Genomic DNA, 14,671 nt, shown 5'->3' with positions numbered 1-14,671 from the left:
TCCGTCTTGAGCTGCCGGTTTTCCTGCTCCAGCTGCCGAATGCGCTGCTGCTCAGCCGTCAGCGGGTTTCCTATCCCGGCCTGGCCCAACTGTTCAGCGTCGTATTGGCGGATCCACCGTCGCACGGCCGTCTCACCGAGATTCTGGTCCTGGCAAACCTGCGGAACGGTCAGGCCCTGATCCCTGACCATCTTCACGACTTCCAGTTTGTAGCTGTCATCAAACCTGTTGCGTTTTCTGGTCATGAAAAACTCCTCGATAAATGTATTTTCCACTTATCGAGGTGTCCGGGGAAATTAGACCACTGCAACCGCACATCTGATGGCTGCACACACCGCAAAATTGATGGCGTCAAAACGGGCCTCTTCCCGGCTGAAGCCGGTCTCACTAACACCGCGTACCCCTGTGGGACCGGCTTTAGCCGGGAAGGCGTCAGTCGCTTAAACCCGAAACTGCCGCAACAACCCGTTCAGCTGTTCACTCAACCCCTTGAGCTGATTGCTCGCCGCGCTGGACTGTTCAGCCGCCACTGCCGTGCTCTGGGACAACTGCGCCGCCTGGGTGACATTCTGGTTGATGTCTTCCACCACGTGGGATTGCTCGAGGGTGGCGCTGGCAATAGAGGCGTTGAGACCGTTCAGGTTGCGCAGTGCCTGGCTGATCGAGGTCAGGCTCTTGCCGGCGAGGTTGGCCTGTTCGATGGTCAGTTGCGACGAACGACTGCTGTCGGCGATTACTTTTACCGCAGCGTCCGAATGGGTTTGCAGGCGCTCGATCATCGCCTGGATTTCCGCCGTGGATTTCTGCGTGCGCTGGGCCAGCAGGCGGACTTCGTCTGCGACCACGGCGAAGCCACGGCCCTGGTCACCGGCGCGCGCGGCTTCAATGGCGGCGTTCAGCGCCAGCAAGTTGGTTTGCTCGGCGATCGAACTGATCACCTCCAGCACCCCGCCGATCTGCGTGCTTTCGCTGGCCAGTGTGCGGATGACCTCCACAGCCTGGTCGATGGTGGCGGACAGGTGCCCGATCTGCTTGAGGCTGCTGTCGATATTGGCTTGACCCTGCTGCGCCTGGGATTCGGCGTTGCGCATCTCGCTGGCGGCGTGCTCGGCGTTCTTCGCCACGTCCTGCACGCCATAGGTCACTTCATTGACAGCGGTGGCCACCTGTTCCATCTGCAACGACTGCTGCTGGCTGCGCTCCTGAGCTTGAATGGCGTTGCTGCCCAGCTCACTCGACGCCTGCCCGAGGCCGACCGCAGACGACTGCAGCTCGCTGACCACCCCCCGAAGCTTGGCGGTAAACGCATTGAAGTGCCGGGCCAGTTGTGTGACCTCGTCGTTGCCCTGGGTTTCCAGGGTACGGGTCAGGTCGCTTTCGCCGCTGGCGATATTCGCCATCGCCTCGACGGTGGTTTTAAGCGGGCCGGCGATGCTGCGGGCAATCAGAATCAGCACAAGCGCCATCACCAGAATGATGCCGGCACTGATCGACAGCGCCTTGACCACTTGCTTGTAGAACTCGGCCTGCACGTCATCGACGTAAACGCCGGAGCCGATGATCCAGCCCCACGGTGAGAACAGCGAGATGTAAGAGGTCTTGCCGACCGCGTCACTGGTTCCGGGCTTGGGCCAACGGTAGTTGACCATGCCGGCGCCTTTGGCCTTGGCCAGCGTGACCATCTCGTTGAAGACCTGGAAGCCGTCCGGGTCTTTGATGCCGGACAGGTCCTGACCCACCAGCTTGGGATTGGCCGGGTGCATGATCATCACCGGGCGCAGGTCGTTGATCCAGAAGTAATCGGTCTGGTTGTAGCGCAGGCCGCGAATGGCATCCATCGCCTGCTGCTGTGCCTGCCCGCGGGTGAGGGTGCCGGCGGTTTCCAGGCCATGGTAGTAGTCAAGCAGGCCGCTGGCGGTCTGCACCACATGCATGGTCTTGACGGTTTTGGCGTCGTACAGATCGTCGTGAATCTGCTTGAGCATCGCCCCCGCCAGCGTAAACAGCATCACTACCGCGACGATGAGAATCAGCCACAAGCGCCGGCTGATCGAAAGATTGCGCATATTCATGATCGTCACTCCGTTTCTTTGTTCTTTTTATTGGACCAGGCGTATCGAGGCCGCGCGCCGGGCAAACCGGGTGCGCGACAGCGGACCGACGACCGTCAAACGACGGACAGAGGACGCGGTGTCATTAAGCGTCTCGGCTTGCCGGTGACAAACGTGAGAGTGGCGCAGGGATATATCTGGAATTGTAGGCGCCGGAGCCCTATCAGCTGTAAGTAATGCCTTCGCCTGGCGTCAGATCCGACACAGGTATAGCGAAAGGCTTACACGAGCTGAGGAACTTGGCTCTAGGTTGAAGCACGTCCGCGCGGTACATTGGATCCATCAACTGCAGCAACGGACCGCTGCAGGATCAAGGATGATCGACCGTTGCCAGGCATTGGCGGCCAACAGGAAGTTGGACGGTGTTGCACAAACCCGCTTCGGCGGGTTTTTTATTGCCCGGGATTTGGTGTAGGCCTTTTTGTAGGCAGTCATTTGCCCAATCTGTACGACGTTTCGACCAAATGTTGTTTCCCAATGGAATTTCCGGCGCTTGCGTCGCTCACAGTACGGACTACACCCGAGTCCAGGACAGGGCCGGCCGGGCAGGCATGGGAAATAATTATTGTGGATGTGGCGCAAATGGCAGCAGACGTACCGAACAAGAGACTCATTCTGGTAGTTGAGGACGAGCAAATCATTCGCGAGTTCGTCTGCGAGATCCTCGAGGATGAAGATTTTAAGACCTTTGCACTGGAGAGTGCCGACGAGGCCGCGAAGTACCTCGAGAGCAACTCGGACGACGTGGCGCTCCTGCTTACCGATATCCTGATGCCGGGTCAGTTGAACGGTGCCGATCTGGCGAACCTGTCGGGCAACAAGTATCCGCACATCCCGATCCTGATCATGTCAGGTCACGAGACGCCCGAGAGCTCTGGCGTCGTGCACCCGGTCGTGTTCATTCGTAAACCGTGGAGCTTCGGCCAGCTTCTTCAGGGCGTTAACAAGGCCTTGGGTTACGACAGGCTTGAAGGCCAGTGACCCTCAGCGGTCCGGCTCACACCCTTTGAGCACCAGCCGGATAATGGTCCGGGCGGCCGCTTCATAGTCAGCGTCGTCCAGAGTGGCTTTGCCCGTGACCGTTGAAATTTGCCAGTCGAAATCGGCGTAAGTCTGGGTCGCGGCCCAGATGCTGAACATCAGATGATGGGGGTCGATCGGCGCGATCAGACCGTCATCGATCCATCCCTGGATGCACTCGATGTTATGCCGGGCCTGGCCATTCAACTGGGTTACCTGCTCGGGCGTCAGATGCGGCGCGCCGTGCATGATCTCGCTGGCGAATACCTTTGAAGCGAAGGGCAGTTCGCGGGAGATGCGGATCTTCGAGCGGATATAGCTCGTCAACACTTCAGCCGGCACACCCTCGCGATTGAATGGCGTCGACGCCTGCATGATTGGCTCGATGATGCTTTCGAGCACCTCGCGGTACAGGTTGTCCTTCGATTTGAAGTAGTAATAGACGTTGGGCTTGGGCACACCCGCCTTGGCGGCGATGTCGCTGGTCTTGCTGGCGGCGAATCCTTTATCGGCAAATTCTTCACTGGCTGCGCGCAGGATCAGTTCTTTGTTGCGCTCGCGGATGCTGCTCATAAACCGGTATGTCCTTGCCTGCTCGGCGGTGGCGAATGTTAGCACCGGCCTCGCTGCAGGCTCAACATTGCCACTGCCACGCAACCCCGTCCCTTTCCCGCATCGGCTTGCCGCTGTCTCAATGGCGCGCCAGTGGTATTGTGTGGCGGGTGGCTGTACCGAGAGTAGTACCGGGAGCAGTAGCAGAGCAGCACTATCACAACTGGCGCCTTATCAAGGCTGAACGCGTATTCGGTGGCGAGGTGTCGGCAGCATGAACAGCCCATTGTTTTCCAGCGTCGTTGCGTATGCCCAGCATTGCGAACGGCAGTTGGTGGAAATCCTGCACCGCCGGCCAACGCTCGACCGGCAGCAGGTCATGACCTGGGTCGACGAGCAGAGTCATGCGATGAAAGACCGTGATCCCCTCGACCTGCTGCGCTCGCTGAACGCAAGGGTGCGAGCGGGCAAGCCGCTGCCCTGGGAAGGGCATTCCTGAGCGGGGTACGGCTGGCAGGTCTTCAGAAGGTAACAGCGTCGGATCAGGCACCGCCGGGTGTCTGATCCGCTGCGCTCCCGGCGGGTTGATGAGGATCTTGCCTGTCGGCCATTAACCGGCGGCAGATCAACCCGTCTTTAGAAGAACACTTTCACGAGCAAGCTGGCGGTGTTCTGGTCGGTGTCGAACGAGCGCGTGTCGTTGATGCCGTACTTGTTGCTCCAGTAGTCGTACTCGACGCCCACATACAACTGCCGGTCCGGAAGATTAAGCGCCTTGCCCAGGTCGTATTTGATCTGCGGGTTGAAGTGCAGGTTGGAGTGGTAGTCGCCTTTGCTGTTGGACTGTTTGTTGTCCACGACCCAGTCCATGAAACCGTCGATGAGAATGTCGGACTTGCCCACCGGGATGGTGTAAGACCAGACCGGGGTAATCTGCCAGGCGCCGTAACCGGCGCGGTGGCCGTCGTTGTAACGCTTGTAGAAGTTCAGCTGGAAGTAATCGAAGCCGGGAATCTTCAAGTCAAAACCGGGACCGATCAGATAGGACTCGACATCGCCTTCGCCAAACTCGTAAGTGGTGGCGAGGAGCACATCGGTAATAGGGCCCAGCTGAAACTTCTGATCGAAGATCTTGCCCATGGACAGGCGAGGGGAGATTTCCCCGTACGTGGTTGCATTGCCAACGCCCGCGTCTTTCTTGCCGTTGTAGCTGATGTAATCGAGGAAGACGAAGTTATCGCCGTATTTCCAGCCATCGGCATGTTCGTAGGTGAACGTCTGCTGATTCTCAGGGTTCACGGCGAAGTTCTTGCCGTAGAGGTACGTCAGGCTGTTGCTCTGCCACTGCAACAGATCACCCGACATGGCCGGCGCGGCGGCAAGCAGGCTACTGGCGGCCATCAGGCTGGAAAGCGTGCGGTTCATGTAAATACTCCCTTGGATTGACGTCGTTGTTTTTTGCGAACTGACGCTCTGTTATGGCGCCTTGGTTTTAACCGACTAAGTTGTCTGTTTGATCAGCTTTGTATGGATAGCAAGAGCTGAGCCAACACCTTGAAAAAAGACAAAAAAACCCTGTCGGCTGTTTGAAGAACAGTCGATTGGTCGTTTTATCGATGCCGTTTGGAAGATGCACAGGCTGATCGGAGAGTTGTCCGGTCAGTCAGGTTAGTTGCAGTGTTGTTATTGGACTGAATTCGAGCGGCGGCGGAGGATACTGACTCGCGCAGCTGTGCTCAAGTGCTCTGTGACAGCGCACTCCCGTCGAAAACAGGGCAACCCTTCAGTCATGGCGACGCGGCAGGCATGCGCGCGTCAGTTGAGTCGGACATGCAACACCTCATTGTTTTTATTTTATGAGTTCGCCCGGTGTGGCAGGGCGGAGGAACGCTGTTTCTGTAGGAGCGTGGCTTGTCCCGCGATCGGCCGGGAACCGGTCGTAACATCGGGCAACTCGGTGAACCTGGTGTAACGCAGCAGACGAATTGCTGCCGCTGCGCGCCAGATCGCGGGACAAGCCACGCTCCTACAGGAGATTCATTCGTTCATGAACCTGCAGCCAGTCAGTCAGTTCACCTGCGCCCCTTTATCGATCCATTGCCCCAGCAGGTCACGTTCCTGTTGGGTCATCTGGGTGATGTTGCCCAGCGGCATGATTTGCGCGGTCACGGCCTGGGCCTGGATGCGCGGGGCGAGTTGCTGGATCTGTTGCGGCGTGTCGAACATGATCCCGGCCGGCGCGCTGCTGAACAGCGGACTGGTGGGTTTGGCGGAGTGGCAGACGGTGCAGCGTTCCTGAATCACGCTGTGGACCTTCTCGAAATCCACGCCGCCGGTGCTGGCTTGCGCCGGTTGCGCGGCAGCGGGGGCAGTGGCGGGCACAGGTGCAGTTTCAGGGGCAGCGGCGACAGGTGCTGGCGCGACCTCAGGCTTCGGTTCATCAGCGCGATGACCGCCGATGGCCGTGCCTGGCAGTGGCTGGTACTGGATCTTCGCCGCTACATCCGGGCCGCGCGGCATTTGCGCGGGACCTGTGACGTACGCCAGGCACATCATCCCCAGCGCGCCGACCGGCAAGGCCCAGGCGTATTTGTGGCTGTTGTGACGGGTGTTGAAGTAGTGACGGACCAGCACCGCACACACCGCAATCCCGGCCAGGATCAGCCAGTTGTACTGGCTGCCGTAGGTGCTCGGGAAGTGGTTGCTGATCATGATGAACAGCACGGGGAGGGTGAAGTAGTTGTTGTGCCGTGAGCGCAGCAATCCTTTGGCGGGCAGCGACGGGTCCGGCGTGCGGTTTTCGGCGATGGCGGCAACCAGTGCGCGCTGGGCCGGCATGATGATGCGCAGCACGTTACCGACCATGATTGTGCCGATGATCGCACCCGTGTGCAGGTACGCCGCCCGCCCGCTGAACACCTGGCTGAAGCCAAAGCAGGCTGCGATGACCAGCACGAACAGGACCAGGCCCAACAGGGCAGGGCGCTTGCCCAACGGCGAATCGCAGAGGATGTCGTAGATCGTCCAGCTGGCGATCAATGAGCCGACGCCGATGGCGATGCCTGCGCCGCCGCTCAGCGTGCTGCCGGGTGCCAGCAGGTAAAGGGTGGGGTTGGAATAGAACACGATGCACAGCAGCGCTACGCCTGACATCCAGGTCCAGTAGGCTTCCCATTTGAACCAGTGCAGGTCGTCCGGCATGGTCGGCGGGGCCAGCTTGTACTTTTCCAGGTGGTAGATACCGCCGCCGTGAATCGCCCAGAGGTCGCCCGACAGACCGTCACGGGGGTTGGCGCGGTTGAGGTTGTTTTCCAGCCAGACGAAGTAAAAGGACGCGCCAATCCAGGCGATCCCGACGATCATGTGAATCCAGCGCACGCCCAGATTCATCCATTCCATCAGATGTGCAGCCACAGTCTTACCCTTTGCCTGCCACCCTTTGGCGGGTGGTCAGACCCTTCTTATAGTTGGGGATCGAGAACCATCTTCTGACTCTCTTCGAAGAAATGCTCATCGCAGTTATTGCCACTGCCACTGCGATCAACCACCAGGAAGTCATCCCGCTTTTCGATCGTCAGCACCGGGTGGTGCCAGACGCCGCGATGGTAATTAACACCCTGCCTGCCATTGGTGATGAAGGCGCGGGTCAACTCGGGTTCAGGTGCATCGCCAAGTGGCGCGACCACGACCAGAAAAGGATGGCCGAGCAGCGGGATGAAAGCCTGGCTGCCCAGCGGATGGCGCTCCAGCATGCTGATGGTCAACGGCATGTCCAGCGCCTCGGCGCGAAAGATGCTGATGATCGCCTTGTCGTCCGGCGTGGCCGTTTCAACCTCGGCCAGACGGTGAAAGCGCATGGTCGAGCCGTTGTTGATCATGAAATGATCGCTGCCATCGGTTTCAATGACATCGCCAAACGGGGCGAAGGCTGCCTTGGTCAACGGCTCGATGATCAGTGTGCGCATGCGGGGTCTTCTGTTCATGTTTGGTGGATTGGTGATCGTTCCCACGCTCCGCGTGGGAATACATCCCCTGACGCTCTGCGTCACCCTGGACGCGGAGCGTCCGCAAAGGGGTTACCACGCGGAGCGTGGGAACCATCGGTTATCAGAGGCCAAGCGTTTATTTCGCAACCTTGCCCAATACCCGCAAACGGCTCACGCCGCCATCCGGGAACACGTTCAGGCGGATATGGGTGATCGGCCCCAGCGCCTTGATCTGCTCGGCGAAGGTGTGTTCGGCGTGCATCTCCAGCTTCTGGCTCGGCAGCAGTTCGCGCCAGAACAGGCTCTGGGTTTCGATCTGGCTGTCGGTGCCACCTTTGACGAAGGCTGCCTGAATCGAGCAGCTGTCCGGGTAGTTGCCCTTGAAGTGCAGGGTGTCGACGACGATCTGCTCGACCTCGCCTGCATGTCCCAGCGCCACGATCACCCAGTCATTGCCAGGGGTGCGGCGACGTGCGGTTTCCCAACCGTCGCCCATGTTCACGCCACGGCCCGGGTTGAGGATGTTGCTCATGCGCCCGTAATGCTCGTCGGAACAGGCCAGCGCACGACCGCCATTCAGCGCAGCGACCAGATCGATCTGCTCGTTGTCGCCCACCGCCGTCCAGTCCCGATGGGGCACGCCATACACCCGCAGACGCGCGACGCCGCCGTCCGGGTAAATGTTGAAACGCAAGTGGCTGTAGGGCTTTGCGTCAGCGATCTCGTGGTAATGGTGGCTGTCGCCCTTGAGCTCCACGGCCGGCAGCACTTCGGTCCAGTCGGTGTGCTCGTCCGGCTCGCCCGACGCCAGGAAGCACGCTTCCAGCGAAGCCGATGGCGGGTAGTTGCCGGTGAAGTACGAGGTGTCGATGTCCACGCCCTTGATCGAACCGGCGACGCCCAGGCGGATCACCGCACTGTCGTAACCTTCGAAACGCTTGCGGCGCGATTCCCAGCCGTCCATCCACTTGCCGTTGTCGTCGAACACGCCTTCTTTCCAGACCGCAGGTGTCGGCTGGAACAGACGGTTGGCGTCGGCGAACCAGTCATCGGTGACGGAAAGGATCTTCGTCCCCAAGCGCGCATCGGCCAGGTTGACGAACTTCTCGAAGGGTGCGGCGTAAGCTTTCATTCTTTTTGTCTGCCTTTGATAAGGGGCGTGGGAACGGTCGGTCAGAGGGCTTGCAGGCGGAACATCGCGATCCTGTTGATCTCTGCGAGGGCGCAGGCGAACTCGACGTCGGCCGTGTTGTGAATGCGCGTCTCGAAGGCCGCGAGGATCTGATGCCGGTTGCTGCCTTTCACCGCCATGATGAAGGGGAACGCGAACGTCGCTTTGTAGGCATCGTTCAGCTCGGTGAAGCGCTGAAACTCTTCGACCGTGCATTGGTGGATACCGGCGCCAGCCTGTTCAGAGGTACTGGCTTCGGTCAGTTGGCCTTGCACGGCGGCTTTGCCAGCAAGGTCCGGGTGAGCATTGATCAGCGCCAGTTGCGCGGCGTGATCGGCACTCAACAGGATGTCGCTCATGCGTGCGTGCAGCGTCTCGATATCGTCGAGCTCGTGCAGCTGGCCCCGGTCATAGGCCTGTTCGGCGACCCAGGGCGAGTGTTCGTAGATGTCAGCAAAAACGTGAACGAATTCGTCGCGGCTGAGGGAGGAGGGCGTGAGGGTTTGAAAGCGGCTCATTCGGCGGTTCCATTGAAGGGATGGACGTCATGCCAGTGCCGCGCGATTTCCACGCGGCGGGCGAACCAGACCTGCTCGTGGCCTTTGACGTACTCAAGGAAACGCTGCAGCGCGGCCATCCGGGCAGGGCGGCCAATCAACCGGCAGTGCAGGCCGATCGAAAGCATTTTTGGTGCCTCGGCCCCTTCGGCGTAAAGCACGTCGAAGGCGTCCTTCAGGTAATCGAAAAAGTCGTCGCCCTTGTTGAAACCCTGCACCTGGGTGAAGCGCATGTCGTTGGTGTCCAGCGTGTACGGGATCACCAGGTGCGGCTTGCCGGTGGGGGTGTTCGGCTCCCAGTAGGGCAGGTCGTCGTCGTAGGTGTCGCAGTCGTAGAGAAAACCGCCTTCTTCCATCACCAGCCGCCGGGTGTTCGGGCCGGTGCGCCCGGTGTACCAGCCCAGCGGCCGTTCGCCGGTGAGCTCGGTGAGGATGCGGATGGCTTCGAGCATGTGCTCGCGCTCCTGGGCCTCGTCCATGTTCTGGTAGTCGATCCAGCGATAGCCGTGGCTGCAGATCTCATGGCCGGCGTCGACCATGGCGCGGATCACGTCCGGGTGGCGTTGTGCAGCCATGGCCACGGCGAAAACGGTCAGCGGGATATCGAATTGCTTGAACAGCTTGAGCACGCGCCACACGCCGGCGCGGCTGCCGTATTCGTAAAGCGATTCCATGCTCATGTTGCGCTGGCCCTGGAGCGGTTGCGCGGCGACCATTTCCGAGAGAAACGCTTCGGATTCCTTGTCGCCATGCAGAATGTTGCGCTCGCCGCCTTCCTCGTAATTGAGCACGAACGACAGCGCGATACGGGCATTGCCTGGCCAGTGGGGATGGGGCGGGTTACTGCCGTAACCGATCAGGTCGCGTGGGTAGTCGGCGCTCACTGCAATCTTCCTTATGTAGCCTGTGTTCTGTGGCGGTGGTCGTCAGGCCGAGACATTCGGGTACTGCGACAGTCGCTGCGATGGTTGGATTGTATACAACCTTATTGACAACCTGTAACCCTGTTTTTTCGTTTAGCGCCGCTCGCAGCTTCACCGGAACACTGTGCAAGAAACCTGCCTGAGTGGTCAGATAAAGCGCTCCTCACGTTGTAATTCTGCGTCTTGCGCTGCTGTACGGGGCATGGGGCGGCGATGATTGCGGGGTGAAAATCCAGAGCGTTTTTATTGTGTACAATCCGACCTAAAAATGTCTTAATCCTGCTCATGCCTTACCGCTGTTGCCCTTTTTGGGTGCAGGCCCTCTCTTTATCTCTCACTGAACGAGGCAACGACACGCCATGGGACGACTCACCACTCACGTGCTGGACGCTGCACATGGCTGCCCCGGCAGCTCGATCCGCGTCGCACTTTATCGGGTCGAGGGCGACGCGTTGAAGAAAGTCGCCGAGGCAGTCACCAACAGCGACGGTCGCTGCGACGCTCCCCTGTTGCAGGGCGATGACTACCAGTCTGGCGTCTACCAACTGCAGTTTCAGGCCGGCGAATACTTTCGCGGCAAAGGCGTGCAGTCCGGCAAACAGGCGTTTCTCGATGAAGTGGTGCTGCGCTTCGGCATCGACGCCGGGCAAGACCACTACCACGTGCCGCTGCTGATTTCCCCCTACAGTTATTCGACCTACCGCGGCAGCTAGATCGCTGCCGCCTCCTGCTTTACCCCAAAGCCTGCAACGTAAAAAGCATTCCTCTTGCCCGCCCACACGGCGGGCTTTTTTTCGCCCTGAGTTCGTACGGTTGAAATCAGCGGCTGATCAGCGCGACGGTGCCGGCAGTGCCGAACAGACCAGCGCTGATGCGGTTGAACCAGGTCTGGCCCTTGCCGGTGCGCAGGTAGCGGGCCGCGCCCTGAGCGCTGAGGCCGTAGAACAATTTGCAGCTCAGGTCGAGGACGGTCCAGGTGATGATCATGGTGATCAACTGGCCGAAGAACGGCTCATCGGCCTTGAGAAACTGCGGCAAAAAGGCGGCGAAAAACAGGATGTCTTTCGGGTTGCTGCCGCCCAGCACGAAGGCGCGCCAGAACAGTGAGCCAAACGCCGGTCTGCTGGACGCCTCGGGCACTTCGGTGGCGGTGGCGGGCAGGCGCGACTGTTTCCAGCTCTGCCAGGCCAGGTAAAACAGGTACAGGCCGCCGACGATTTTCAGGGCACTGAACACGTGCTCGGACGCCAGCAGCAAGGCGCCCAGCCCGAGGGCCGAGGCGCTGAGCAGGCAGATAGACGCGCAGACGCCGCCGAGGAAAGCAGGGTAGGAACGCAGCAGGCCGTAATTCAGGCTGTTGCCGATCATCAGCAGCGACAGCGGCCCCGGAATCAGAATGACCACCAGGGCGGCGCCGCTGAACAGCAGCCAGGTTTCCAGTGTCATGGGGTGTTCTCCTTGTCTATTCAGAAAATCAGGAATCTTGCTGACGACCGTGATTCATCATCGGGCGCAAATCCACTGTAGGAGCGCGCTTGCCCCGAATTCGATGGGTCAGTGACAAATGTGCCGTCTGATCCTCCGCATTCGCCAGCAAGCCGGCTCCTACGGGGCGTGTGTATCACCCGGCCATTCAGGACCAGTTTGTGATCTACGCAGTCTTACAAAAACACGAACTTGGCAATGAAGATCGCGCACAGCACCCACAGGCTGATTGAGATTTCCCGATGGCGCCCGGTCCCGGCCTTGAGCACCACGTAAGTGATGAACCCTAGGGCAATCCCGTCCGCGACCGAAAACGTCAGCGGCATCATGATGGCCGTGACGATCGCAGGAATGCTGTCGGTGGCTTCGTCCCAGTCGATGTGGGCCATGCCGCCCATCATCAGCATCGCCACGTAAATCAATGCCCCTGCGGTCGCGTAAGCGGGAATCATGCCAGCCAGCGGGGCGAAGAACATCGCCGCCACAAACAGCACGCCCACGGTCACGGCGGTCAGACCAGTCCGACCCCCGGCCGCCACGCCCGAGGCGCTCTCCACGTAGCTGGTCACCGGCGGTACACCGACCATTGCGCCGAACACGCTGGAGGCGCTGTCTGCCTTCAATGCCCGTGAAAGGTTCTCGATGCGGCCGTCTTCGCGCACCAAACCGGCGCGCTGTGCCACACCCATGAGCGTCCCGGCCGTGTCGAACATGTGCACGAACAGAAACGCCAGCACCACGCTGATCATGCTCACATTGAACACGCCCGCCAGGTCCATCGCCATCCAGGTCGGCGCCAGGCTCGGCGGCGTGGAGAAGATGCCGTTGTAATGCACCAGGCCCAGGCCCCAGCCGGCCAGCGTCACCGCGATGATGCTGATGAGGATCGCGCCGAACACCCGGTGATAACTGAGCACGGCAATCATCAGAAAGCAGATGGCGGCGAGCAGCGGACCGGGCTCGCGCAACGAACCGAGCTTGATCAGCGTCGCCGGGCTGTCCACCACGATGCCGGCGGTCTTCAGGCCGATCAGCCCGAGAAACAGCCCGACCCCCGCGCCCATGGCGTAACGCAGGCTGACCGGGATGCTGTTGAGCAGCCATTCCCGGATGCGTGACAGGGTCAGGAACATAAAAATCACGCCCGAGACGAACACCGCACCCAGCGCCGTTTCCCAGCTGTAACCCATGGTGCCGACCACGGTGTAGGTGAAGAACGCATTCAGGCCCATCCCCGGCGCCAGGCCCACCGGCCAGTTGGCGTACAGCCCCATCAGCAGGCAACCCAGCGCGGCGGCGATGCAGGTCGCGACGAAGGCTGCGCCATGGTCGATGCCGGCGTCGGCCATGATGTTGGGGTTGACGAAGATGATGTAGGCCATGGTGATGAAGGTCGTGATCCCCGCCAGCAGCTCGGTTCGGACGGTCGTGCCGTGCAGGCTCAGTTTGAAGAGGCGTTCAAGCAGGCCTTTGCGCGGCAACGTGAGATCCAGCGGCGTGGCTTCGGTTTTGCGACTTTCCACAGTGAAATCCTCGGGACGTTTTTGTTGTTATTCAAAGCCGGTTGCGGGCTCCGGGAGGCGGGTGCACCTGTCAGGCTGATTTGTTGACTGAAAGGTCAGAAACGTGCGCCAAGGGATTATGCTTTTGTATACAAATAATGCAAATAATGTTTTCGATCCTGTGCGGAATATTTGCCGGATTGTGTGCATGACGCCCCGTCATTTCGAGGTCTGTGCAGACATCGCCGGCTGTGTACAATGCGCCATTGCTTTTACTGTGACTTTGCCGGGATATCTGCTATTGGTTTCTCCAACAGTGGTCGTACCCGCCCTGATCACGGCAAGGCCCAGCGCCGGATTCTGTTACCACGAGTGCCCATGAACGATCAGTTGCAACCCCTCAAGAAACACTCACGCACGGCCAAATCCGGCCGCAGCGGTACCCAGGACGACGTCGTCTATGCGCATATTTTCGAGGCGATTCTCGAACAGCGTCTGGCGCCCGGCACCAAGCTGAGCGAAGAAGCCCTCGGTGAAATCTTCGGCGTCAGCCGCACCATCATTCGTCGCGCACTTTCGCGTCTGGCCCACGAAGGCGTGGTGTTGTTGCGCCCGAACCGTGGCGCGGTGGTGGCCAGCCCGAGCGTCGAAGAGGCACGACAGGTGTTTTTCGCCCGGCGTCTGGTGGAGAAGGCGATCACCGAACTGGCGGTCGAGCACGCCACGGCGGAACAGCTCAGCGAGCTGCGCCAGATGGTCAGCGACGAGCGCGACAGTTTCTCGAAAGGGGATCGCGGGGCGGGGATTCGCCTGTCGGGGGAGTTTCATCTGAAGCTGGCGGAAGCGGCGAAGAACGCCCCGCTGATCAGCTTCCAGCGCAGTCTGGTGTCACAGACGTCTCTCATCATTGCGCAGTACGAAAGCGGCAACCGTTCGCACTGCTCGTACGATGAACACACCCAGCTGATCGACGCCATCGAAGCCCGCGACGCCACGCTGGCGGTGAGCCTGATGATGCATCACATGGATCATATCGACAGCAAGCTCAACCTCGACGAAGACAGCGCCTCCGACGACCTCCACGCCGTGTTCTCGCACCTGATGCTGCCGAAGAAAAAAGCAGGGCGCAGCACCGCGGTCTGAATGTGGGAGTGAGCTGCCTTACGAATGCGGTGGGCCAGCAGTATTTAAGCTGACTGACAGTCCGCCTTCGCGAGCAAGCTCACTCCTACAATTTCGTACCCGCCTCCAAATCCGCGTCGAGCGCAGATCTCCTGTAGGAGCAATCGGAGGTTACGACGGTCGCGAAGCGGCGGCCCAGTGACAACCGTCTCGGCTGACACACCGCATCGCGAGCAAGCTCA

The 14,671-nt window shown here is 60.1% G+C and carries 15 protein-coding genes; 4 read left to right on the top strand and 11 right to left on the bottom strand.

Annotated features, from left to right (window positions below; genetic code table 11):
• Both BMY98_RS12330 and BMY98_RS12325 read right to left on the bottom strand, forming a co-directional pair.
• On the bottom strand, positions 1–245 hold a 245-nt coding region (locus BMY98_RS12330), incomplete at its 3' end, for a transposase (RefSeq protein ID WP_139214484.1).
• Between the two features lie 195 nt (positions 246–440).
• Positions 441–2,072: a methyl-accepting chemotaxis protein gene (locus BMY98_RS12325; RefSeq protein ID WP_139214483.1), complete on the bottom strand. Its 1,632-nt coding sequence runs from the start codon at positions 2,070–2,072 to the stop codon at positions 441–443.
• A 621-nt stretch (positions 2,073–2,693) separates the two neighbouring features.
• Here BMY98_RS12325 and BMY98_RS12320 point away from each other — a divergent pair.
• Positions 2,694–3,092, top strand: coding sequence for a response regulator (locus BMY98_RS12320; RefSeq protein ID WP_074889392.1), 399 nt, complete (start codon positions 2,694–2,696; stop codon positions 3,090–3,092).
• Positions 3,093–3,095: 3 nt separating this feature from the next.
• Here the strand turns inward: BMY98_RS12320 and BMY98_RS12315 are convergent, their stop codons facing one another.
• Complete coding sequence (locus BMY98_RS12315) at positions 3,096–3,704, bottom strand: TetR/AcrR family transcriptional regulator (RefSeq protein ID WP_074889356.1); 609 nt, start codon at positions 3,702–3,704, stop codon at positions 3,096–3,098.
• Between the two features lie 253 nt (positions 3,705–3,957).
• On the opposite strand from BMY98_RS12315, the gene BMY98_RS12310 reads away from it, so the two are divergent.
• The gene (locus BMY98_RS12310; protein WP_065988731.1) at positions 3,958–4,182 is read left to right on the top strand and encodes a hypothetical protein; all 225 of its coding nucleotides are present in this window, start codon (positions 3,958–3,960) and stop codon (positions 4,180–4,182) included.
• 137 nt (positions 4,183–4,319) lie between these two features.
• Here BMY98_RS12310 and BMY98_RS12305 read toward each other — a convergent pair whose 3' ends face one another.
• The 6 genes from BMY98_RS12305 to puuE form a co-directional block, all read right to left on the bottom strand.
• Positions 4,320–5,108: an outer membrane protein OmpK gene (locus BMY98_RS12305; protein WP_074889353.1), complete on the bottom strand. Its 789-nt coding sequence runs from the start codon at positions 5,106–5,108 to the stop codon at positions 4,320–4,322.
• 642 nt (positions 5,109–5,750) lie between these two features.
• Complete coding sequence (locus BMY98_RS12300; RefSeq protein ID WP_074889350.1) at positions 5,751–7,097, bottom strand: urate hydroxylase PuuD; 1,347 nt, start codon at positions 7,095–7,097, stop codon at positions 5,751–5,753.
• A gap of 47 nt (positions 7,098–7,144) precedes the next feature.
• Positions 7,145–7,648: an ureidoglycolate lyase gene (locus BMY98_RS12295; RefSeq protein WP_074889347.1), complete on the bottom strand. Its 504-nt coding sequence runs from the start codon at positions 7,646–7,648 to the stop codon at positions 7,145–7,147.
• Between the two features lie 157 nt (positions 7,649–7,805).
• Positions 7,806–8,801, bottom strand: coding sequence for an allantoicase (gene alc / locus BMY98_RS12290; RefSeq protein ID WP_074889344.1), 996 nt, complete (start codon positions 8,799–8,801; stop codon positions 7,806–7,808).
• A gap of 41 nt (positions 8,802–8,842) precedes the next feature.
• Entirely contained in the window at positions 8,843–9,358 is a 516-nt protein-coding gene (gene uraD, locus BMY98_RS12285; protein ID WP_074889341.1) for a 2-oxo-4-hydroxy-4-carboxy-5-ureidoimidazoline decarboxylase, read from the bottom strand.
• Complete coding sequence (gene puuE, locus BMY98_RS12280; RefSeq protein WP_074889338.1) at positions 9,355–10,281, bottom strand: allantoinase PuuE; 927 nt, start codon at positions 10,279–10,281, stop codon at positions 9,355–9,357. The genes uraD and puuE overlap by 4 nt, the downstream gene beginning before the upstream one ends.
• Positions 10,282–10,679: 398 nt before the next feature.
• Between puuE and uraH the strand changes: the two genes are divergently transcribed.
• Positions 10,680–11,033 carry a hydroxyisourate hydrolase gene (gene uraH / locus BMY98_RS12275; protein ID WP_074889336.1) on the top strand — a complete coding sequence of 118 codons (354 nt, stop codon included), beginning with the start codon at positions 10,680–10,682 and terminating at the stop codon, positions 11,031–11,033.
• 106 nt (positions 11,034–11,139) lie between these two features.
• Here uraH and BMY98_RS12270 read toward each other — a convergent pair whose 3' ends face one another.
• Together BMY98_RS12270 and BMY98_RS12265 are read right to left on the bottom strand one after the other, a co-directional pair.
• On the bottom strand, positions 11,140–11,766 hold the full coding sequence (locus tag BMY98_RS12270) for a LysE family translocator (protein ID WP_074889333.1): 627 nt from the start codon (positions 11,764–11,766) through the stop codon (positions 11,140–11,142).
• Positions 11,767–11,981: 215 nt separating this feature from the next.
• Positions 11,982–13,328 carry an NCS2 family permease gene (locus tag BMY98_RS12265; RefSeq protein ID WP_074889330.1) on the bottom strand — a complete coding sequence of 449 codons (1,347 nt, stop codon included), beginning with the start codon at positions 13,326–13,328 and terminating at the stop codon, positions 11,982–11,984.
• A gap of 357 nt (positions 13,329–13,685) precedes the next feature.
• On the opposite strand from BMY98_RS12265, the gene BMY98_RS12260 reads away from it, so the two are divergent.
• Positions 13,686–14,450: a GntR family transcriptional regulator gene (locus BMY98_RS12260; RefSeq protein ID WP_074889327.1), complete on the top strand. Its 765-nt coding sequence runs from the start codon at positions 13,686–13,688 to the stop codon at positions 14,448–14,450.
• The last annotated feature ends 221 nt before the right edge of the window (positions 14,451–14,671 follow it).

The organism is Pseudomonas graminis, from assembly GCF_900111735.1.
In the GTDB taxonomy this organism is placed as follows: domain Bacteria; phylum Pseudomonadota; class Gammaproteobacteria; order Pseudomonadales; family Pseudomonadaceae; genus Aquipseudomonas; species Aquipseudomonas graminis.
The sequence above is the reverse complement of the archived record's forward strand: the minus strand, read 5'-3'. Positions and strand labels throughout refer to the sequence as shown.

What these genes read in the sequence shown, in the direction of transcription:
- BMY98_RS12270 (WP_074889333.1), bottom strand. Translation starts at nt 11,766, where the DNA reads ATGACACTGGAAACCTGGCTGCTGTTCAGCGGCGCCGCCCTGGTGGTC.
- uraD (WP_074889341.1), bottom strand. Translation starts at nt 9,358, where the DNA reads ATGAGCCGCTTTCAAACCCTCACGCCCTCCTCCCTCAGCCGCGACGAA.
- alc (WP_074889344.1), bottom strand. Translation starts at nt 8,801, where the DNA reads ATGAAAGCTTACGCCGCACCCTTCGAGAAGTTCGTCAACCTGGCCGAT.
- BMY98_RS12305 (WP_074889353.1), bottom strand. Translation starts at nt 5,108, where the DNA reads ATGAACCGCACGCTTTCCAGCCTGATGGCCGCCAGTAGCCTGCTTGCC.
- uraH (WP_074889336.1), top strand. Translation starts at nt 10,680, where the DNA reads ATGGGACGACTCACCACTCACGTGCTGGACGCTGCACATGGCTGCCCC.
- BMY98_RS12295 (WP_074889347.1), bottom strand. Translation starts at nt 7,648, where the DNA reads ATGCGCACACTGATCATCGAGCCGTTGACCAAGGCAGCCTTCGCCCCG.
- BMY98_RS12260 (WP_074889327.1), top strand. Translation starts at nt 13,686, where the DNA reads ATGAACGATCAGTTGCAACCCCTCAAGAAACACTCACGCACGGCCAAA.
- BMY98_RS12325 (WP_139214483.1), bottom strand. Translation starts at nt 2,072, where the DNA reads ATGAATATGCGCAATCTTTCGATCAGCCGGCGCTTGTGGCTGATTCTC.
- BMY98_RS12320 (WP_074889392.1), top strand. Translation starts at nt 2,694, where the DNA reads ATGGCAGCAGACGTACCGAACAAGAGACTCATTCTGGTAGTTGAGGAC.
- BMY98_RS12310 (WP_065988731.1), top strand. Translation starts at nt 3,958, where the DNA reads ATGAACAGCCCATTGTTTTCCAGCGTCGTTGCGTATGCCCAGCATTGC.
- BMY98_RS12315 (WP_074889356.1), bottom strand. Translation starts at nt 3,704, where the DNA reads ATGAGCAGCATCCGCGAGCGCAACAAAGAACTGATCCTGCGCGCAGCC.